The 19,094-nt window shown below is 69.3% G+C and carries 18 protein-coding genes and 1 pseudogene; 13 read left to right on the forward strand and 6 right to left on the reverse strand.

Annotated elements, in window-relative coordinates:
• Window positions 1–46 precede the first annotated feature (46 nt).
• Window positions 47–847, forward strand: coding sequence for a response regulator (locus tag VLK31_RS25845; RefSeq protein WP_409171330.1), 801 nt, complete (start codon window positions 47–49; stop codon window positions 845–847).
• 473 nt (window positions 848–1,320) lie between these two features.
• Here the strand turns inward: VLK31_RS25845 and VLK31_RS25850 are convergent, their stop codons facing one another.
• The 5 genes from VLK31_RS25850 to tam all read right to left on the reverse strand — a co-directional run bounded on the left by VLK31_RS25850 (window position 1,321) and on the right by tam (window position 5,744).
• A complete protein-coding gene (locus tag VLK31_RS25850; RefSeq protein ID WP_409171331.1) occupies window positions 1,321–1,791 on the reverse strand; it encodes a hypothetical protein in 471 nt (156 codons plus the stop codon).
• 65 nt (window positions 1,792–1,856) lie between these two features.
• On the reverse strand, window positions 1,857–2,303 hold the full coding sequence (locus tag VLK31_RS25855; RefSeq protein ID WP_409171332.1) for a hypothetical protein: 447 nt from the start codon (window positions 2,301–2,303) through the stop codon (window positions 1,857–1,859).
• Window positions 2,304–2,311: 8 nt separating this feature from the next.
• The gene (locus VLK31_RS25860; RefSeq protein WP_409171447.1) at window positions 2,312–4,405 is read right to left on the reverse strand and encodes a TonB-dependent siderophore receptor; all 2,094 of its coding nucleotides are present in this window, start codon (window positions 4,403–4,405) and stop codon (window positions 2,312–2,314) included.
• A gap of 205 nt (window positions 4,406–4,610) precedes the next feature.
• Window positions 4,611–4,883: a hypothetical protein gene (locus VLK31_RS25865; protein WP_409171333.1), complete on the reverse strand. Its 273-nt coding sequence runs from the start codon at window positions 4,881–4,883 to the stop codon at window positions 4,611–4,613.
• Window positions 4,884–4,973: 90 nt separating this feature from the next.
• Window positions 4,974–5,744: a trans-aconitate 2-methyltransferase gene (gene tam / locus VLK31_RS25870; RefSeq protein WP_409171334.1), complete on the reverse strand. Its 771-nt coding sequence runs from the start codon at window positions 5,742–5,744 to the stop codon at window positions 4,974–4,976.
• A gap of 92 nt (window positions 5,745–5,836) precedes the next feature.
• On the opposite strand from tam, the gene VLK31_RS25875 reads away from it, so the two are divergent.
• Window positions 5,837–6,742, forward strand: coding sequence for a LysR family transcriptional regulator (locus VLK31_RS25875; RefSeq protein ID WP_409171335.1), 906 nt, complete (start codon window positions 5,837–5,839; stop codon window positions 6,740–6,742).
• Between the two features lie 20 nt (window positions 6,743–6,762).
• On the opposite strand, the gene VLK31_RS25880 is transcribed toward VLK31_RS25875, so the two are convergent.
• Window positions 6,763–7,608, reverse strand: coding sequence for an alpha/beta fold hydrolase (locus tag VLK31_RS25880; protein ID WP_409171336.1), 846 nt, complete (start codon window positions 7,606–7,608; stop codon window positions 6,763–6,765).
• A 199-nt stretch (window positions 7,609–7,807) separates the two neighbouring features.
• On the opposite strand from VLK31_RS25880, the gene VLK31_RS25885 reads away from it, so the two are divergent.
• The 11 genes and pseudogenes from VLK31_RS25885 to VLK31_RS25935 all read left to right on the forward strand — a co-directional run bounded on the left by VLK31_RS25885 (window position 7,808) and on the right by VLK31_RS25935 (window position 19,070).
• Window positions 7,808–8,335, forward strand: a complete 528-nt coding sequence (locus tag VLK31_RS25885; protein ID WP_409171337.1) for a sigma-70 family RNA polymerase sigma factor — start codon at window positions 7,808–7,810, stop codon at window positions 8,333–8,335.
• Window positions 8,332–9,330 (forward strand): FecR domain-containing protein, encoded by a 999-nt coding sequence (locus tag VLK31_RS25890; protein ID WP_409171338.1) that lies wholly within the window; start codon window positions 8,332–8,334, stop codon window positions 9,328–9,330. The genes VLK31_RS25885 and VLK31_RS25890 overlap by 4 nt, the downstream gene beginning before the upstream one ends.
• A 133-nt stretch (window positions 9,331–9,463) precedes the next feature.
• Entirely contained in the window at window positions 9,464–11,950 is a 2,487-nt protein-coding gene (locus VLK31_RS25895) for a TonB-dependent siderophore receptor (RefSeq protein WP_409171339.1), read from the forward strand.
• A 93-nt stretch (window positions 11,951–12,043) separates the two neighbouring features.
• Window positions 12,044–12,544, forward strand: coding sequence for a sigma-70 family RNA polymerase sigma factor (locus VLK31_RS25900; RefSeq protein WP_409171340.1), 501 nt, complete (start codon window positions 12,044–12,046; stop codon window positions 12,542–12,544).
• On the forward strand, window positions 12,541–13,632 hold the full coding sequence (locus VLK31_RS25905; RefSeq protein ID WP_409171341.1) for a FecR domain-containing protein: 1,092 nt from the start codon (window positions 12,541–12,543) through the stop codon (window positions 13,630–13,632). The genes VLK31_RS25900 and VLK31_RS25905 overlap by 4 nt, the downstream gene beginning before the upstream one ends.
• A 145-nt stretch (window positions 13,633–13,777) precedes the next feature.
• Window positions 13,778–14,473, forward strand: a pseudogene (locus tag VLK31_RS25910) (TonB-dependent receptor plug domain-containing protein); the annotation flags it as partial.
• Window positions 14,474–15,200: 727 nt separating this feature from the next.
• Window positions 15,201–15,938: a TonB-dependent receptor domain-containing protein gene (locus VLK31_RS25915; protein WP_409171448.1), complete on the forward strand. Its 738-nt coding sequence runs from the start codon at window positions 15,201–15,203 to the stop codon at window positions 15,936–15,938.
• A 127-nt stretch (window positions 15,939–16,065) separates the two neighbouring features.
• Window positions 16,066–16,374, forward strand: a complete 309-nt coding sequence (locus VLK31_RS25920; RefSeq protein WP_409171342.1) for a hypothetical protein — start codon at window positions 16,066–16,068, stop codon at window positions 16,372–16,374.
• A gap of 2 nt (window positions 16,375–16,376) precedes the next feature.
• A complete protein-coding gene (locus VLK31_RS25925) occupies window positions 16,377–18,008 on the forward strand; it encodes a PepSY-associated TM helix domain-containing protein (protein ID WP_409171343.1) in 1,632 nt (543 codons plus the stop codon).
• On the forward strand, window positions 18,005–18,367 hold the full coding sequence (locus VLK31_RS25930; protein WP_409171344.1) for a DUF3325 domain-containing protein: 363 nt from the start codon (window positions 18,005–18,007) through the stop codon (window positions 18,365–18,367). The genes VLK31_RS25925 and VLK31_RS25930 overlap by 4 nt, the downstream gene beginning before the upstream one ends.
• Window positions 18,368–18,404: 37 nt before the next feature.
• Complete coding sequence (locus VLK31_RS25935) at window positions 18,405–19,070, forward strand: hypothetical protein (RefSeq protein ID WP_409171345.1); 666 nt, start codon at window positions 18,405–18,407, stop codon at window positions 19,068–19,070.
• Window positions 19,071–19,094 lie beyond the last annotated feature (24 nt).

Here is a 19,094-nt window from a genome sequence, read left to right on the forward strand (position 1 = left end):
TCATTTCAGCGTGCGCGCAACCGCAGGTGTGGGCAATGCGCGGCCTATGATCCGCTACCCGATCCGCCGCAACGTGAACCTGTCCACCCGCATCCTCATCGTCGACGACGACGCCGGCATCCGCAGCCTGGTGGCGTCCTTTCTGGAAAAGCACGGCTTCCAGGTCGACGCCGCCGGCCACCCCGCGCAAATGCGCGAGCGCCTGGCGCAGGCCGACTACGCGCTCATCGTCCTCGACGTGATGATGCCCGGCGAAGACGGCCTGAGCGCGCTGCGCGAACTGCAGCGCGTGGGCGGTCCGCCGGTAATCATGCTGTCGGCAGTGGGCACCGACATCGACCGCATCGTGGGCCTGGAGATTGGCGCGGAAGACTACCTGGCCAAGCCCTGCAATCCGCGCGAGCTGCTGGCGCGCATTCGCACCGTGCTGCGGCGCACGGCCAATGCGGCCGCCGTGGCTGCCACGCCGGCTGCCAGGGCTGCGCCGAATGCGCCGGCCGCAGTGCCCGAAGCGGCGGCCACCTTGCTGTATTTCGCGGGCTGGTGCATCGACCTCGACACCCGCGTGCTGCACGACCCGCAGGGCCAGCCCGTGGACCTGTCCGACGGCGAGTTCCGTTTGCTGCGCGCGCTGGTGCAGCACCCGCGGCGCGTGCTCACGCGCGACCAGCTGGTGCAGTACGCACTGGGTGCGGAGAGCGACTCGTACGACCGCGCCATCGACGTGCAGATCAGCCGCCTGCGCCGCAAGCTGGCATCGGGCGAGGTGCGCGCCGACCTGATTCGCACCGTGCGCAACGAGGGCTACATGTTCGTGCCCGCCGTCACGCGCACACGCGAAGCCTGAGCCCGCGCTGCCCGCGCGAGGGACGGGCCTGAGCCCGCGTGGCCCTTGGCGTGGCAGGCGCGCCGCAACATGCTGAAATCTTCGAGCAATGCGCGCGTCGCAAGCTGGCCGCCTCGCATTCATTACCCCTACCGACCCATGACACCCTTCGACTGGCTGTGGGACTGGCGCACCCTGATCGCGCTGGCCGTGGGCGACGCCGTGCTGCTGGTCATGTTCTTGGCGTGGGACGCAAAGCACCTGGCGTTTCTGATGCTGCGCACGCGCGAGCCCGGGACATGCGCGAGCCCGGGCACATGCGCCAGCCCGGGCACATCAGCCGCGCAGACCGTGGCGCGCTGCCTCCAGCATCACCTGGGTCCGGGACCTGAGCGCGCGCTTGCGGTAGCGCCGCATGCACGTGTTCACTGCCAGGTCGCGTTGCACGACCAGGGCACTGAAGAAAGGCGCTGGCGACTGCACGGGCCGCGCGTTCAGAGCACCGTCTTCGGTTGGGCGAAGCGCCCCGTCTTGTGCCGGTGCCTGCATGCACCGCCACGCGCCGAGGCCACCATCTCGGCACGCGAAGCGGTGATCGGCGCAAGGGTCGACTGGCTGTAGTTGCCCATGCCAGAGCTCTCACTCGCCACGCACGTGTCGCTGCCCGCGGCCAGCACGCCAAGGGCGAGCGCACCCGCGGCCAGCAGGCCCGCCAGGCGTGGCTTCCATGCGGAACGGCGCGCGCCGCGACGCTCGGCATGCGAGTGCGAGTGCGGGTGCGATGCCGGCTGCGCGGGCAGTGCCGTGTGCACGGGACGCGCAGCCTGCGCGGTGCGTGCCGGGTTCCATCGTGCGTGCATTGCAAGCCCTGGTACGTGGCCGTCAGCAGCGGCCGTGGCCCGCAGGCCGTTGAAGCGCAGCGCCTGCGAAGCGCCGGATGTGTTGCGATGCCAAGGGCTTTTCATGTCTGCATGGTGAACGTCAAAACGGGAGAAAAAATGGACGATGGCCGCATCGGTCGTCGCACACTTCAGCGCTCGAAACGGCGCGGGCCATGCGGCCAGTTGCCGCTCAGCAGCAGGCCCAGTCCGCTGGCGCGCAGGGCCGCTGACAGCGGGTCGATGAAGAAGCCGCCGACGTAGCTCGACGACGTCGGGAAGGGGTCGGCGTGCGACACCATGGGCGCTGTGGGTGGCGCTGCCGATGGCGCTGTTGATGGCGCTGTCTGCGGAGCGGCCGGTGCCATGGCCTCGGGCTGCGACACGGCGACCCACGCACCGGGCGGATCCGCGCTGAGCGCCATGTACTCGGCGCCCTCGAACTCGTACACCAGCGCGTACTTGCCACCGGGCAGCCAGGTGCTGGAGACCACCCGGGCCTGCGCAGCCGCGCTGGCCGTTGCGCAGCCAAGGCCCATTCCAAGGCCGAGGCCCAGACAGAGCGCACCCGCGGCAGTGCAACGAAGAAGAGAGCGCATGCAAGCCCCTAGAAATCGAGCTTGGCGCTCAGGCTGAAGGTGCGCGGGTCGCCGGGCTTGATGTAGTTGTCGTACTGGTACTCCCAGTAGCGCCGGTTCGCCAGGTTGTTGATGGCCGCGCGAAAGGTGGTGTTGCGCCCGCCGATGCGCGTGGTGTAGCTCGCGCCGATGTTGGCGATGGTGTAGCCCGGCAGGCTCAGCTGGTTCGATGCATCGAGCATGGTGCCGCCCGTGTACTTCATGTCGGCCGACAGCTTCAGGCCCGGCACCTGCGCCACGTCGTAAGACACCTGCGCGGTCGCCACCAGCTTGGGCGCGCCGGCCACGCGGTTGCCCACGTAGCTGCTGCCGCGCTGGTAAGACGAATCGAGCAGCATCAGGTTGCCACCCACCTGCCATTGCGACCCCAGCCGCGTGGACGCCCCCAGCTCCGCGCCCTGGTAGATCGACTGGCCGTCCTGCACCAGCACGTTGGCGCTGTTGGCGTACTCCGCGCCGCGCTCGATGCGAAACAGCGCGGCCGTGGCGCTCCAGCGCTCGCGCTCGGTCTTCAGGCCCAGCTCGTACTGGCGGCTCTTCAGCGGCTTTAGCAACTGGCCGTCGTTGGCGTACAGGTTGCTCACCGTGCTGCCGGGCTCCAGCGACTCCACGTAGCTGGTGTACAGCGTGGTGTCGGGCGCGGGCTTGAACATGAGTGCCAGCGTGGGCGTGAGCACGCCGCTCTTGCGGTAGGTGGAGGTTTGCAGGCCGGTGGTGTCGTAGCCGTTCTGCTCGTAGCTGGTGCTGCGCAGGCCGCCCAGTACCGACCACCTGTCGGACAGCTTCAGCGTGTCGCTCGCGAACACCGCGCGCTGCGTGATGTCGCTGGGGCGGTAGCGCGTGAAGGCGGTTGTGCTGTCGTAGGCGTTGGTGTTCTGCGCGAACAGGTTGCCGGTGCCGATGAACTGGTAGACGCTGTTGGCGCTGTAGTCGTTCACCTGTTTCTGCCACGACGCGCCCAGCGTCACCTGGTGCTCGAAGGCGCCGGTGCGCAGCTTGCCGGTGGCCATGGCCTGCCACTGGTTGAAGCGGTGGCTCTCGGTGCCGTCGTAGCGGTAGTCGTCGTAGGCGCCGCTCGCGTCCTGCAGGTAGGCGATGCTTTCGTTGCGGCTGCGCGTGGCGGTGCTGTGGCTGTAGCTGGTGGCCAGCGTCCAGTCGGGCGACAGCTGGTACTGCAGGCCGGTCGAGACGAACCTGAAGTCGGTGGCCAGGTGCTGGCCCGGGCCGACCAGGTTGGCGTTGTCGGCGCTCACGGTCGAGGGCAGGCGGGTGCCGGTGTAGCCGCCGGTATAGATCGACGGCGTCTGGCCGGTGGAGGTGCGCTTCTGGTAGAGCGAATCGAAGCTCCAGCTGAGCTTGTCGGTGAGTCTGGCGTCGAGCCCGAGCGACACCGCATCACGGCGCACGTTGCCGTCGTTGTAGGTCTTGCCTTCTTCATGCGTGGCGTTCAGCCGGTAGCCGAAGCGGTCGTCCGTGCCAAAGCGCCCGCCCAGGTCGATGTGCTCGCTCCACACGCCGGCGGTTTTGTAGCCGACCTCGATGCTGCGCACGGGCTGGTCGGTCGGCTTCTTGGTCACGTAGTTGACGATGCCGCCCGGCGAGCCGAAGCCGTACATGAAGCCGGAGGAGCCCTTCAACAGCTCGATCTGCTCGAACTGCTCGTAGGGCAGGGTAATGGCGTAGCTCAGAAAGGGCTGGCCATTGATGCGGTAGCCGTTCTGCCAGTCCAGCGGCAGGCCGCGCACCGTGATGTAGCTGGCCCAGCTGCTGTAGGCGCCGCTGTTGTCGGACACCGAGGCGTCGAGCGCGAACACGTCGCCCAGCTTGGACACCTGGCGCTCGGCGATGTCCTCGCTGCGCACGACGGTGGTGGAGAAGGGTGTCTCCAGCTGCGAGCGCGCACCGAGCGCGCCGCTGTTCACGCGGGCATTGAGGTGCTGCGGCGTGTCGTCGGGCGTGTCGGAGGTGACGGTCACCGTGGGCAGCGCGGTGTTGCTCTTTGCCGGCGCGGCCGGCGTGTCTTGCGCGGAGGCGCGGGCGGCTTGCGTGGCGGCCCACAGCACGAGGAAGGTGGCGCGTGCGTAGGGGCCGAACGCGACGCGCCTGAAGGAGAGCGATGGGGTGCCGGTGCCTGTGCCGGTGGGGGTTTTGTAGCGTCTGGAGTTCAACAGTGACTCACTCTGTAGATAAGAATGGCTCTCATCTTCAAGGTGAATCTCGGAGGAATCTGGGACGCCGGCCCCGCGGCCTGCTGCGGTGGTGTGTGCGTCAGTGACCGTTGCCCGGCGCAGGCGCAAGGCCGCGCTGTTTCAGAAAGTCGTACAGGCTCACGGCAAGCACCTGCGCGATGGGAATGGGCAGCGTGAGCCGCAGCACGGCGGCGCGGTTGACGGGGCAGTTGTCGGAACTGTGGTCGACGCGGCTGGCATCCAGGGTGATGTGGACGCAGCCCGCGTTGACCCAGTAGCCCGAGACTTCGTCCGCGAACACCTGCGGTGCGTGCAGGTCGTCGACGTAGATGGCTTTGGGAGGCTGGGACATGGTGGGGCCGTGTGTGGGAAGGCCCCGATGATCGGCAGCGATCTGGGAGAAAAGAAGGGCGTGGGTGCGGTCGCTCGTTCGCGCGTGCCCTCAGCGCGTGGCCACGATGAACAGCCGCGGGAACGGCAGCAGCACGCTGCCGTCCGGCTGCGCCGGGTAGGCCTCTGCAACGGCTGCCTGGTAGCGCGCAAGAAACCCCGCCTGCTGCGCCGCATCCAGCGGTGCCAGGTACGGCCGCAGCGCCGAGCCCTTGAACCACTCGACCACCGCCGCCGCGCCGCCCGCCAGCGGGTGGTGGTAGGTGGTGCGCCACACGTCCACGCGGCTGCAGTGGGGGCGCAGCATGGCGTAGTACGCGATGGCGCTGTGCCGCACCGGATGGCGCACCGCGCCGATGCGCTCGGCCCAGGGCCCTTGCGCCGCCACCTCGCGGGCCAGCCGGTGCGAGGGTTCCTCCAGGTTGTCGGGCGTCTGAATGGCCAGGTGGCCGCCGGGCGCGAGCTGGCTCGCAAGGTGCGGGTACAGCGTGGCGTGGTCGGGCAGCCATTGCAGCGACGCGTTCGCAAGGATCACATCCATCGGCTGCGCCGCGCGCCATGTGGCGATGTCGGCCACCTCGAAGGCCACGCCTGGCATGCGTTTTTGGGCGGCGTCGATCATGTCGTCGGAGCTGTCGATGCCGCGCACGTCGGCTTCGGGGAAGTGCTGCGCCAGCACCTCGGTGGAGTTGCCCGGGCCGCAGCCCAGGTCGATGGCGAAGCGCACCGCGCGCATGCCAGGTGGCACGGCCGCGACCAGGTCGCGAACCGGCCGTGTGCGTTCTTCTTCGAAGGTCGAGTATTGCTTGGCGGACCAGGTCATCGCGGGGCTTTCTTTGCTGTAGTGGCCGCAGTTTGCCGAGCAGGGGCGCCTTCGTAAAATGAATTTATTCTTCGAATTGATTCATAAATCTGATGAAAATCGACATCCTCGGAATCCAGGCTTTTGTGGCCATTGCCGACGAAGGCAGCTTCCAGGCCGCGGCCGATGCGCTGCACGTCACGCAGACCGCCATCACGCAGCGGCTGCGCAAGCTCGAAGAGTTTCTGGGCGTGGCGCTGGTGGAGCGCACCACGCGCTCGGTGGCGCTCACCACCATTGGGCGCGACTTTGTGCCGCGCGCGCGGCGCCTGCTGGTGGAGCTGGCCGATTCGCTGCTGGAGATTCGAGAGACCGGCAAGGCCGAGCGCGGCGATGTGTCGATGGCCTGCGTGCCGACGGCGGGGGTGCAGTTTTTGCCGCGCATCATGCAGGCCTATTCGGCGAAGCATCCGCACAACCGCATCAAGATCCTCGACCATTCTTCGTCGGCGGTGGCGCATGCGGTGCTGCACCGGGAGGTGGAGTTCGGCATCGGCATGGCCGGCGCGCATTCGCCCGAGCTCACGAGCGTGCCGCTGATCGAAGACGACTACGTGCTGATCTGCCATGCCTCGCATCCGCTGGCCGGGCGCAAGCGCGTGGCCTGGCGGCAGCTGCAGGCGCACCCGCTGATTTTTGCCGGCCAGGCGAGCGAGAACCGGCCGCTGCTCGACGTGGCGCTGGGCAGTGCCGCCGCAAGCCTGCAGGCCTTCTACGAGGTGCAGCGCAGCTCGACGGCCGTGGGGCTGGTGGCCGAGCGCGTGGCGGCCGCGGTGGTGCCGCGGCTGGCACTGCAGAAGGGGGCACACCCGGGGCTGAAGACCATCGAGCTGGTGGAGCCGCGGGTGTCGCGCACGCTGGTGCTCATGACGCGCCGCACGGCGCGGTTGTCTCCGGCGGCGCAGGCGCTGTACGACCTGATTGCGGCGCAGGCCGCGCGGCCTGCACGCCGGCGCTGATCAGCAGTTGTCAGCGCTGATCAGCGCTGGCAGTCCTGCACGAACGCATCGAGCAGTTGCTCGAACGCCGCGCGCTGCTCCCATTGCAGCGCATGCCCTGCGTTGTCGAGCACCTGCACTTGGCCGCGCCACAGCGTGGGCATCGACGGCGCCAGGGCCTGCAGGTAGGGCAGGCCGACGATCTGCTCCTGCGCGCCATGAAGAATGGCCAACGGGCGCGCAAGGGTCGCGGCAATGCCGGGCTCGTCGCGGTAGCCGACGGTGCCGATGCTCGCGCCCAGCAGCGCGCGCGCATGGCCGTCGGTGCGCACGGCGTCTTCCAGCAGGAAGGCAGGGGCCTGCGCGCCGGGCACCAGAAAGTCGGCGACGTACTCGCGGGCCTGTGCCTCGGTCCAGTCTTTCTCGAAGCCCAGGCCGAGCTTGAGGAACGCGCCGCCCAGGTCGGCCGGCAACGGAAAGGGCAGCGGCGGCGTGCCGAACACCATGAAGCCCGCGGCCTGCGGCAGGTGAGCGCTGGCCTCCAGCGCGGCGTGGCCGCCCAGGCTCCAGCCGACCACCACGGCCTGCTGCAGCGACAGCTGCGCGACCACCTGGCGGATGACATCGGCATAGCCGGGAATGCTGTACGTGGTGGCGCGCTCGGCCTCGCCGGCATCGCTGGACTGCCCATGGCCGGGCAGGTCGATGGCGACGATGCGGTACTTGCTGCCGAGCGGGCCTTCCAGCGTGGGCAGCCACACGCGCAACGACGACGAGTTGCCGTGCACCAGCAGGATGGCGGGGCCCCGGCCCGCGCTTTCGCGCACGGCGATGCGCTGGGTGCCGAGGGTGAGGGTGCGGGTAGACACGGTTGGATGGTCTGGCATGGAGGTCCTTCGGTTGGCTGAATGCGAGGAGGTGGCAGGAATGCTATCGGAGCGTGCCTGCAAAGCGCGGCAAGGCCGGGCCGGGCCGGGCCGCACCGAGCCGATGCGGCGCGACCGCCGTGCCCCTAAAATGAGAACCGTTCTTATTTGGGTGGCTTTGCCCCCCAATGCACTTTCTGCAATCTCAGCAACGTCCGCCATGGCCGCCGATTCCGCTCTTCACCACCCGCACGTCCACACCCTCTACAGCGACCACCACGGCTGGCTGCAGGGCTGGCTGCGCAAGAAGCTCGGCAATGCCTTCGACGCGGCGGACCTGGCGCAGGACACCTTCGTGCGCATCCTCAGCGCGCCGGACGACACGCCCGAGAAGCAGGGCCACTGGCAGTTGCAAGAGCCGCGCGCCTACCTCACGGTGGTCGCCAAGCGGCTGCTGGCCAACCTGTACCGTCGGCGCTCGCTGGAGCAGGCTTATCTGGATGCCCTGGGCGCTTGGCCCGAGCCGCAGGCACCTTCGCCCGAGCAGCAGGCCATCATTCTGGAGACGCTGCAAGAAATCGACACGATGCTCGACGGCCTGTGCGCACCCGTGCGCCAGGCCTTCCTTATGGCGCAGCTCGAAGGGCTGGGCTATGCGGAAATCGCGCTCAAGCTGTCGGTGAGCGAGCGCACCGTCAAGCGCTACATGGCCGAGGCGATGGCGCGCTGCATTCTGTTGATGGCATGAGCGCGCAGCTGCCCGCCGCGGTGGACGAAGGCGTTGCCATGCAGGCGGCGCAGTGGTTCTTTCTGATTCAGTCGGGCGAAGCCACGCCCGCCGAACGCTCGCGCTGGACGCACTGGCGCGCGGCCGACCCGTCGCACGAAGTGGCCTGGCAGCGGGCCGAGCAGGTGAGCCGCAAGTTCGGCATGCTGCCCGGCGGCCTGGCGATGCCCGCGCTGGGCCGCACGGTGCGTGCCGACCGCCGCGCCGCCGTCAAGACGCTGGCGGTGCTGCTGACGGCCGCGCCCGCGGGCTGGCTGGCCTGGCGTGCCTGGTCCGAGTTCCCGGCGCGCGAGTGGCTGGCCGACCACCGCACCGCCACCGGCGAGCGCCGCGCGCTGCGCCTGCCGGACGGCACGCGCATTCAGCTCAACACCGCCAGCGCCATCGACGTGGCCTATGACGCCTCGCAGCGCCTGGTGCGCCTGCGCGCGGGCGAGATCCTGATCGACACCGCGACCGACGGCGTTGCTTCCGGCGACCCGGCTTACCGCCCCTTCATGGTCGAGACCGCGCAAGGCCGGCTGCGGGCGCTGGGCACGCGCTTCGTCGTGCGCCAGCAGGAAGACCGGCGCAGCCATGTCGCGGTGCTCGACGGCGCGGTGGAGGTGCGGCCCGACGCTGCGCGCGGCCAGGCCGTGGTGCTGCGCGCGGGCGAGCAGGCCGGCTTCTCGGCACTGGCGGTTGGCCAGGTCACGCCCGTGGGCCCGGAGGCCGACGACTGGTCGCGCGGCGTGCTGCGCGCAAAGAACATGCGGCTGCACGACTTTTTGGCCGAGCTCGGTCGCTACCGGCCGGGCGTGCTGCGCTGCGACCCGGCGGTGGCCGAGCTGCGCGTGTCGGGCGTGTTTCAGCTCGGCGACACCGGCCCGGTGCTCGACAGCCTGCCGCAGGCGCTGCCGGTGGACGTGCTCTTTCGCACGCGCTACTGGGTGACGGTGGTGGCCCCCGGCGGTTGAGGTTTTGTCGGGCTGCGTTATCCGCTGCTAGCGGCGGGCGCGCATTTTTTTGCCCTGCCGTGTCCCCTTTTGTTTTCTCGCGTGTGAAGCCTTGAGGAACAGCAACTTCACACCCTTCTCGAGAGAACACTCCATGGCCCGTCGCCGACCGCTTCCCTTCGATTCCCAGATTTCTCGCGCGGTGCATGGCGCGCTGCTGGCCATGGCCTGCGCAGCCGGTACGGCCCATGCCCAGGCGCCCGCCGCCGGCGATGCATCGGCCACGCAAGCCGGCCCGCGCAAGGCCTACAGCATTGCGCCGGGCCCGCTGGACGAAGCGCTCTCCAGCTTCGCCGCCAGCGCGGGCGTGAGCATCACGATGCCCTCCGCGCTGGTGCAGGGCCGCAAGTCGTCGGGCCTGCAGGGCAGCCATGCGGTGCGCGAAGGCTTCGCGCGCCTCCTCGCTGGTTCGGGGCTCGAGGCGGCCGGCGGCACGGGCGGCGCCTATGCATTGCGCCCGTCCGCCGTGGGTGGCGGCGATAGCGACCGCGGCGCCGACGGCAGCACGCTCGCGCCCGTCACCGTGACGGCCGAGGCCGAGCGCAACGCCACCACCGAAGGCTCGCGCTCGTACACCGCGCGCGCGGTCACGCTGGGCAAGGGCGAGCAGGCGCTGAAGGACATTCCGCAGTCGGTCAGCGTGCTCACGCGCCAGCGCCTGGACGACCAGGGCCTGGTCGACCTGCGCGACGCGGCCAATGCCGTCACCGGCCTGGTGGGCGTGAAGGGTGTGGGGCCGGGCATGGTCCTGTCGGCGCGGGGCTTTCAGATCGACGCCTGGCAGTACGACGGCGTGCCGGTGCCGCGCAACTGGTATTCGCTGGGCAACTGGGCCACCGAGAACCTGGTGATCTACGACCGCCTCGAAGTGCTGCGCGGCGCCGCGGGCCTGCTGCAGGGCACGGGCAGCCCGGGCGGCGCGGTGAACATGGTGCGCAAGCGCGGCCAGGCCGAGAAGACGCTCACGCTCACCGGCAAGGCCGGCTCGTGGGACCACTACGGCGCGCAGCTCGACGCGGGCGGTCCGCTCAATGCCGAAGGCACGCTGCGCGGGCGCGTGGTGATCGACGAAGACCACAGCCACTCGTTCACCGACTACGTGTGGAGCAAGACGCGCAAGCTCTACGGTGCCATCGACTACGACGTGTCGCCCGACACCACCGTCGGCTTCGGCGTGAGCCGGGTGGAAGGGCGCGGGCGGCCGATGCTGCGCGGGTTTCCGCGCTTTCCGGACGGCACCGACATCGGCCTGCCGCGCTCGGTGTACACCGGCGCCTGGTGGAACCACCACGAGAGCGACCAGACCACGGTGTATGCCGACCTGGAGCACCGCTTCAACGCGAACTGGAAGCTCAAGGCCTCGGTGCTGCGCATGAACGAGAAGAACACCTCGCAGCACCAGCGCATGCACGGCGACGTGCAGCCCGACGGCAGCGGGCTGAGCTTTGCCGACTGGGACAACCTGTTCGACGCCAAAAAGGCCGGCGTGGACGTGTACCTGCGCGGGCGCTTCGAGGCGCTGTCGATGGAACACGACGTGACGGTGGGCGCGAACTACGCCAAGTACACCTCGGCCGACCGCTTCGGGCGGCGCTTCAGCGGTGGGGGCAACATCTTCGCCATCGACCACGACCGTCCCGCGCAGAGCTACGACACCATCATTGCGGCCGGCGGCACCAGCAGCCGCACCTCCTACGACATCAGCCAGTCGGGCCTGTACGGCACCTGGCGCGCCAAGCTGGCGGAGCCGCTGACGGCCATCGTGGGCGCGCGCGTGAGCTGGTACGACTACCTCTACGCGGACCTCACGCGCGACACCCGCAGCACCGTGACCACCAACGGCAAAGTCACGCCCTACCTGGGCCTGGTGTTCGCGCTGAACAAGCAGTGGTCGGCCTACGGCAGCATGAGTGAAGTGTTCGAGCCGCAAACGGAAATTGCCATCGACAACCGGCCGCTCAAGCCCATCACCGGGCGCAACCTGGAGCTGGGCCTGAAGGGCGAGCTGATGGACGGGCGGCTGAATGCGTCGATGGCTGTCTTTCGCTACGACCACACCAACCGCGCCGTGACCGACTACGACAACGGCTATGCCTGCGCCGACTGGTACTGCTACAAGTCCTCGGGCAAGGTGCGCAGCGAAGGCTTCGAGGCCGAGCTCAGCGGCGAGGTCGCGCCCCGCGTGCAGCTCACGGCCGGCTACACCTACAACACCACCAAGTTCCTGGACGACCCGGACAACAAGGGCCAGGTCTTCAGCCAGTGGACGCCCCGGCACATGCTGCGCGTGTGGACCAGCTACCAGCTGCCGGGCGAATGGCGCCGGCTGAGCGTGGGCGGCGGCTTCACGGTGCAGAGCCATACGCTGGGCTATGACCGCTCGTTCAAGGTGCCGGGCTTCACGGTGTGGGGCGCGCGCCTGGCCTACCAGGCCACGCCCGAGGTGAGCCTGGCGGTGAACATCAACAACATCTTCGACAAGCGCTACTACATTCCGGCGTTCAACGAGACCAACGGCAACAACAACTACGGCGATCCGCGCAACGTGATGTTCACGGTGAAGTACACGCCGAAGCTTTGAGGCGCAGAGCCAGGAAAAGGCCGATGCAGTCTTTGCTTAAAATGAGAATAATTCTTATTTGTGAGCAGCTGCCCGGCTGCCGTGCCGCCTTCCATGTCCGGCGAAGCCGCCTTCCAGCAAGTCCATACCCTCTACAGCGACCACCACGGCTGGCTCCAGTCGTGGCTGCGCAAGAAGCTCGGCAATTCCTGCGACGCGGCCGACCTGGCGCAAGACACCTTCACCCGACTGCTGACGGCGCGCAACCCCGAGGTCATTGCGCAGCCGCGCGCCTACCTCACGAGCGTGGCCAAGAACATTCTGGTGAACTGGTATCAGCGCCAGGCGCTGGAGCGTGCCTACCTGGAGGCGCTGGCCCTCATGCCCGAGCCCGAGGCGCCGTCGCCCGAGCAGCGCCTGCTCATCCTGCAGACGCTGCACGAAGTCGACGCCATGCTCGATGCCCTCAAGCCGCTCGCGCGACGCGCCTTTTTGCTGTCGCAGCTCGACGGCATGAAGTACGAAGACATTGCGCGTGAACTGGGCGTGTCGCTGGTCAGCGTCAAGCGCTACATGCAGCAGGGCTTTCGCGGTTGCCTGGCGTTGATGGAATGAGCGCGACCACATCGATGACGGGCGCCGCGGCGGCACCACAGTCACCGCCGCTCGCCCCGCGCGTGCTCGACGACGCCGCCGAATGGCTCATGCGGCTGAACGACAGCGCCGTGACCGACGCCGACCGCCGCGCCTTCGAGCGCTGGCGCCAGAGCCACCCCGACCATGCCCGCGCCTGGGCGCGCGCCGAGCTGCTCATGAACAAGCTGGGCGGCTTGCCGTCGGCGCTGGCGATGCCTTCGCTCGCGAGATCCACGAGACCGTCGCCCAATGCAGGGCGCCGCGCCGCCGTCGGCCGCCTGGCCGCGCTGCTGGCCGCGGTGCCGGCGGGGTGGCTGGGCTGGCAAGGGTGGCAGTCGGCCAGCGAACACGGCTGGACGGCCGACCACCGCACCGCCACCGGCGAGCGCCGCGAGCTGCGCCTGGCCGACGGCACCCGCCTCACGCTCAACACCGCGAGTGCAGTCGACGTGCGCTTCGATGCCACGCAGCGCCTGGTGGTGCTGCACGCGGGCGAAATTCTGATCAGCACCGCGCCCGACACGGCCGCCGTGCACCGGCCGTTCCGCGTGACCACCGCCAGCGGCACCATGGAAGCGCTGGGCACGCGCTTCAACGTGCGCAAGGAGGCCGCTGCCACGCGCGTCGCGGTGCTCGAAGGCGCGGTGCGCATCGCGCCGCGAGCAGCCGCTTCGCGCGTGCTGCCGGCGGGGCAGCAGGCGCTCTTTTCCGGCGACGGCATCGGCGCTTTTACGCCGGCGGACGAGGCCGGCGCAGCGAGGGCCCAGGGCATGCTGCTGGCCGATGGCATGCGCCTGGCCGACTTTGCGGCCGAGCTGTCGCGCTACCGGCCGGGCGCGCTGAACTGCGACGCGGCCGTGGGCGACCTGCGCATCTCCGGCGCGTTTCCTGTCGACGACACCGACCGCGTGCTGCGCATGCTGGTGTCGACCTACCCGGTGGACGCGGTGATGCGCCTGCGCGGCTACTGGACCACGCTGGTGCCGCGCGCTCCCGAGAGCGCACAAGGCACGCAGCGCACGCAAGACAGTCGGGCCCCCTCGAAAAATATTTCCGCCAAGGGGTGAGACTTTTTTTCGTTTCGGCTGGCAAGGAAGGTGAAGAACTCACCGTTGCCCAACCGAAAGGCCCGTTTCCATGTCCGCACCCCGTCCGTCCGCCGCGCGCCCGCCCGCAGAGCGCCGCCTGAACACCGCCCTTCGCCATGCCTTGATGGTGCTTGCCCTGGGCGGGCTGGCCGGCGCGACTTTGCCTGTTTTGGCGGCCGATGCCTCCTCGCTGGACGCGCCGGTCGCCAAGGCCTGCGACATTCCTGCCGGCCCGCTCGGGCGCACGCTCGCCGGCTTTGCCGTGGGCAGCGGCATTGCGCTGTCGTTCGACCCCGCGCTCACGCAAGGGCGCAACAGCCCGGCCGTTGCGGGGCGCTACACCGCGCGCGAGGTGATCGACAGGCTGCTGGCCGGCAGCGGCCTGCAGGTGGTGGCGCGCAGCGACGGCAGCTACACGCTGAGCCGCCGCGATTCGAATGCGAACACCGGCGCGCAGGCCGGTGTCGACACGCTGCTGCCCGTCACCGTCACGGCCGGCGCCGACCGCAGCGGCACCACCGAAGGCACCGGCGCGTACACCACGCGCGCCACGGCGGCGGCCACGGGCCTGTCGCTGTCGCCGCGCGACACGCCGCAGTCGGTCACGGTGGTCACGCGCCAGCAGATCGACGACCAGAACCTCATGTCGCTCGGCCAGGCCATGCAGAGCGTGCCCGGCGTGTTTGCCGTGAGCTCCGACACCGACCGCACCGACCTGTATGCGCGCGGCTTCTACATCGACAACTACCAGTACGACGGCGTGCCCACCACCGTCACCAACGACTTCTTCGGCGCCTCCACCAACGACCCGGTGCTGTACGACCGCATCGAGGTGGTGCGCGGCTCCACCGGGTTGCTGACCGGCGCGGGCAACCCGTCGGCCTCGGTCAACCTGGTGCGCAAGCATGCCGACAGCAAGGTGTTTGCCGGCAGCGCGTCTTTGGCGCTGGGCTCGTGGAACCTGCGCCGCGCCACGGTCGACCTGCAGACCCCGCTCACCGCGGACGGGCGCGTGCGCGCCCGCGTCATCGGCATGACGGAAGACCGCGATTCCTTCGTCGACCTGTACCACGGCCGCAAGCACGTGCTGTACGTCGTGGTCGACGCCGACCTCACGAGCGACACCACGCTGAGCGTGGGCATCGATTCGCAGGCCAACCGGCCCACCTCGTCCACCTGGGGTGGCCTGCCGCTGACCTTCAGTGACGGCACCGCCACCCGCTGGGATGCGTCCAAGACCATCGGCACGCCGTGGACCCACTGGGACACGACCAGCACCACCGTGTTTGCCAACCTCACGCACCGCCTGGACAACGGCTGGAAGCTCAAGGCCAACGCCTCGCACCGCGAGAGCAAGCAGAACGCCAAGCTGCTGTACCTGTACGGCAGCCTCGACCGCCTCACCGGCACCGGCCTGGGCTCGTTGCCGGGCTACTTCGAGCATGAGTTCCGCCAGAACAGCCTCGACCTGCAGGCCACCGGCCCCTTCGAGCTGCTGGGCCGCAAGCACGAGCTGGTGGTGGGCATCACCGACAGTCAGTCGCGCTATGTGGAGGCGAGCCACCTGCGCACCAGCGCACTGCCGAGCACCGGCAATTTCTACGAGTGGAACGGTTCGTACGCCGAGCCGACCTGGGGCGCAGCCGCAGGACTACCGCGACGCGAGCGGCGCCTACCTCGACCCGGTGACCGGCAAGAGCTACGAAATCGGCGTGAAGGGCGAGCACCTGAACGGCAAGCTCAACACCTCCATTGCCGTGTACCGCGCCAGGCAGGAGAACGTGGCCCAGCGCGACGGCACGCTGCTTGTGCCCAACTCCGCCGAAGGCGCCTACTACGGCGCGCGCGGCGTGACCAGCAAGGGCATCGAGCTGCAGGTGTCCGGCGAACTTGCCGAGGGCTGGCAAATGAGTGCCGGCATTGCGCGCACCCTAGGCCGCGATGGCGACGGCAAGCGCATCAACCCCGCCATGCCGACCACCCAGGCCACGCTGTTCACCACCTACCGGCTGCCGGGCCGCTGGCAGCAGCTCACCATCGGCGGCGGCGTGAACTGGCAGAACCGCGTGTACTACCCGTACGCCGTGGGCGACGTCGACCTGCGCTACACGCAAGGCGCGCGCGCGGTCGTGAGCCTGATGGCGCGCTATGCGTTCACGCCCAGGCTGTCGCTGCAGCTGAACATCGAGAACCTGTTCGACAAGAAGTACTACAGCAACATCGACGGCCAGGCCTACTTCGGAACGCCGCGCAACGCGGTGGCCACGCTGGGCTACAAGTTCTGACAAAAAAGGGGGCTGAAAAGGTCTGAATCAGGCGCCCGGCCTGACCCTTTTTTCGATCTCGTTTGTCATGTAGGGGAAGGGGCGCGTTTTGCGCCCCGTTTTTTTGCGCTCCGTTTTTCTTCCCCCGATGAACTCCCGACTTTCTTCCCCGCCTCCGGGCCTGCTGCTTCTGTGCCGCGTGGTGGCCGCCGTGTTCGGCGGCTATGCGCTGGCCGCCGCCGCGGCCGTCTTTCTCGCCGCCTTTCTCCCCGTGGTGTTGCCGACCGGCCGCGCCGAGGCCGTGATCGGGGGCATGCAGCTCAGCTTTGTCGTCTACACCGCCGCGGTGATCTGGGCGTTCTCGCCCGTGCCGCTGCTGCGCGTGGTGCTCGGGCTGCTGCTGCCGACCGTGGTGCTGGGCGGGCTGGGGTGGGCGCTGCGCGGCGCGGGTGCCTGACCATGGCCACGAAAGACAAGACAACCAAGGCCCAGGGCGGCTTTCGCCAGGCCCAGGCCTGGCTGCACACCTGGTGCGGGCTGTGGTTCTCGTGGCTGCTGTTCGCCGTGTTTCTCACGGGCACGCTCGCGGTGTTCGACGAGCCGATCACCCACTGGATGACGCCCGAGCACCACGCCGAGGAAGCCGCCGCGCAGGCTGCGGCAAACGGTGCGTCCACGGCCAGCCGCGCGCAGCGCCTGGCCTTGGGCATGGCCTACATGGCAGAGCACCACCCCGGCGCGACGATGTGGGAGCTGTGGCCGTCCGACGCCCAAGGCGGCGGCGAGCTCAAGGTGTACTGGTTCGACGCCAACAACCAGTACGCGGCGGCCACGCTCGACGCGTTCACCGGCCAGCCGCTGGTGGCCAAGGGCGGGCAGGCCGCGCGCGCCACGCTGGGCGGTCACCACTTCGTCGACTTTCACTACGAGCTGCACGCGGGCACCGTCGGCCTGTGGATCGTGGGCATCGCCGCCATGGCGATGCTGGTGGCGCTGGTGTCGGGCGTCATCACGCACAAGCGCATCTTCAAGGACTTCTTCACCTTCCGCCCCAGGAAGGGCCAGCGCAGCTGGCTCGACGCGCACAACGCGGTGGCGGTGCTCACGCTGCCCTTTCAATTCATGATCGCCTACACCGGCCTCGTGATCTCGGGCACCAGCTTCATGCCGGCCGGCAAGCTGCTGCACTACGGCACGGGCGACGCGGCACAGGTGCGGTTTGCGTCCGAGCTGAGCGACGGTGACAAGCCCGCGCGCACCGGCCGCGCCATGGACGTGCCCGCGCTGGAACCCTTCGTCGCGCGCGGCCAGCAGCTCATGGGCCAGCCGGTGCGCGCAGTGGTCATCGACCACCCGGGCGACGCGGCCGCGCGCATCGGCGTGTACGGCTGGAACGGCGAAGAAGAATCCGCGCGCCGCCTGAGCGCCACCACCGGCATGGCCATGTTCTCGGCCGCCACCGGTGCGGTGCAGCGCGTGCGCCTGCCCGGTGCTGCGGACGGCGGCGCGGCCCTGCTTGCGCAGTCGGCCATGGGCGGGCTGCACATGGCCACCTTCGGCGGCTGGGGCATGAAGTGGCTGTACTTTCTGTGCGGGCTGGCGGGCACCGCGATGATGGGCTCGGGCGCGGTGCTGTTCATCGTCAAGCGGCGGCACAGGCACCTGGGCGAGTTCGGCGGCGCCACCGCGCGGGTCTACCGGCTGGTGGAGGCGCTGAACGTCGCGGCCATCGCCGGGCTGGCCGTGGCCTGCGTGGGCTACCTGTGGGCCAACCGGCTGCTGCCGGTGGCGCTGGAGCATCGCGCCGACCGCGAGCTGCATGTGTTCTTCACGCTGTGGGCGCTGTCGCTGCTGCATGCCTTCGTGCGTTCACCGGCGCGGGCCTGGCGCGAGCAGATGGGCGCGCTGGCCGCGCTGTGCCTGCTGCTGCCGGTGCTCAACCTGCTGACCACGGGCGACCACCTGCCGGCGCAACTGCTGCGCGGCGACTGGGAAAGCGTGGGCGTCGAGCTGGGCGTGGTGGCCTTCGGTCTTGCGGCCATTGGCGCAGTGCGCCATCTGCGCCATCTGAACAAGAGAGCCGCCGCGTGAGCACCGGGTACGCCGCGCTGCTCGGCCTGGCGCTGGCCTTCGCCGGCATGGCCGGCCTGAGCCTTGCCATGGACCGGCACTACGACCAGCTGACGCGCCTGCGCGAAGCACCGGTGCGTCATCGCTTGACGCTGCGTGTGGCCGGTGCCGTGCTGCTGGCGGCGGCCATCGTGCCGTGCGTGATGGCGTGGGGCGCCACCGTGGGCACGGTCGCGTGGCTGGGCTTGCTGTCGGCCGGTGCGTTGCCGGTCGCGCTGCTGTTACCTTACCGCCCGCGCGGCATGGCGGGGCTCGCTGCTTGCGCCGCGCTTGCGGGCTGCCTGGGCCTGGCCTTGGCGTTCACCGGCTCGCCGCGCTGAGCGGGCACCTTTCACCTCACAGATCCTTTACTCGCACATGCTTTTTTCGTTCCGCCTTCGCTCGCTGTCTTTTGCTGCTGCCTGCCTTGTTGCCGCTGGCACGGCCCAGGCCGACTACCTCTGGCTGTCGCGCGACGGCGCACCTGCCGGGGCAACCGGTGCGGCCGGTGCGGTCATCGCGCGCGTGGGCGCGCTCGACAAGACACCGCTGCCACTGGCCAGCATCACCGCGCCACGCGCCTTTCTGGCCGACGGCAAAGACCTGCCGCTGACCCCCGAGGCCGACCGCGCCGTGGTCGCCGTCGCATCGCCAGCCACAGCCGACCTGCGCGCCGTGGCCAGCCGTCCCGGCACCGAGGACGGCAAGGCCACGCTGACCCAGTTTCAAGCCCGCTTCGGCCGCGCCGAAACCAAGGCCATGAACGACCTGGAGCTGGTGCCCACCGAGCCCGGCGGCAGCACCTTCAAGCTGGTGTGGAAGGGCAATGCGGTGCCGGCCACGCAGGTCAACGTCGACACCTCCGAAGGCTGGCGCCGCGTGCTCAAGCCCGCGAAAGACGGCACCGTGTCGCTCGCCACGCCGTTCCCCGGTCTCTACGTGCTGGAGGTGACGGCCCGGGTGAACGGCGCGGTCACCGTCGACGGCAAGAAGTACGACGAAGTGCGCCACACGGCGACGCTGAGTTTCGAGGTGCCGCGCTGAGACTGCACTGAGGCTGCGCTGAGG

Origin of the sequence: Variovorax sp. H27-G14, assembly GCF_046156345.1 — a bacterium.
Lineage (GTDB): Bacteria > Pseudomonadota > Gammaproteobacteria > Burkholderiales > Burkholderiaceae_C > Variovorax.

Excerpts from the sequence above, each read along its gene's own strand:
- VLK31_RS25855 (WP_409171332.1), bottom strand. The coding sequence starts at position 2,303 with ATGCGCTCTCTTCTTCGTTGCACTGCCGCGGGTGCGCTCTGTCTGGGC.
- VLK31_RS25935 (WP_409171345.1), top strand. The coding sequence starts at position 18,405 with ATGCTTTTTTCGTTCCGCCTTCGCTCGCTGTCTTTTGCTGCTGCCTGC.
- VLK31_RS25875 (WP_409171335.1), top strand. The coding sequence starts at position 5,837 with ATGAAAATCGACATCCTCGGAATCCAGGCTTTTGTGGCCATTGCCGAC.
- VLK31_RS25845 (WP_409171330.1), top strand. The coding sequence starts at position 47 with ATGATCCGCTACCCGATCCGCCGCAACGTGAACCTGTCCACCCGCATC.
- VLK31_RS25865 (WP_409171333.1), bottom strand. The coding sequence starts at position 4,883 with ATGTCCCAGCCTCCCAAAGCCATCTACGTCGACGACCTGCACGCACCG.
- VLK31_RS25915 (WP_409171448.1), top strand. The coding sequence starts at position 15,201 with ATGTGGAGGCGAGCCACCTGCGCACCAGCGCACTGCCGAGCACCGGCA.
- VLK31_RS25925 (WP_409171343.1), top strand. The coding sequence starts at position 16,377 with ATGGCCACGAAAGACAAGACAACCAAGGCCCAGGGCGGCTTTCGCCAG.
- VLK31_RS25850 (WP_409171331.1), bottom strand. The coding sequence starts at position 1,791 with ATGAAAAGCCCTTGGCATCGCAACACATCCGGCGCTTCGCAGGCGCTG.
- VLK31_RS25895 (WP_409171339.1), top strand. The coding sequence starts at position 9,464 with ATGGCCCGTCGCCGACCGCTTCCCTTCGATTCCCAGATTTCTCGCGCG.
- tam (WP_409171334.1), bottom strand. The coding sequence starts at position 5,744 with ATGACCTGGTCCGCCAAGCAATACTCGACCTTCGAAGAAGAACGCACA.
- VLK31_RS25880 (WP_409171336.1), bottom strand. The coding sequence starts at position 7,608 with ATGCCAGACCATCCAACCGTGTCTACCCGCACCCTCACCCTCGGCACC.
- VLK31_RS25900 (WP_409171340.1), top strand. The coding sequence starts at position 12,044 with ATGTCCGGCGAAGCCGCCTTCCAGCAAGTCCATACCCTCTACAGCGAC.
- VLK31_RS25885 (WP_409171337.1), top strand. The coding sequence starts at position 7,808 with ATGGCCGCCGATTCCGCTCTTCACCACCCGCACGTCCACACCCTCTAC.
- VLK31_RS25890 (WP_409171338.1), top strand. The coding sequence starts at position 8,332 with ATGAGCGCGCAGCTGCCCGCCGCGGTGGACGAAGGCGTTGCCATGCAG.
- VLK31_RS25920 (WP_409171342.1), top strand. The coding sequence starts at position 16,066 with ATGAACTCCCGACTTTCTTCCCCGCCTCCGGGCCTGCTGCTTCTGTGC.
- VLK31_RS25905 (WP_409171341.1), top strand. The coding sequence starts at position 12,541 with ATGAGCGCGACCACATCGATGACGGGCGCCGCGGCGGCACCACAGTCA.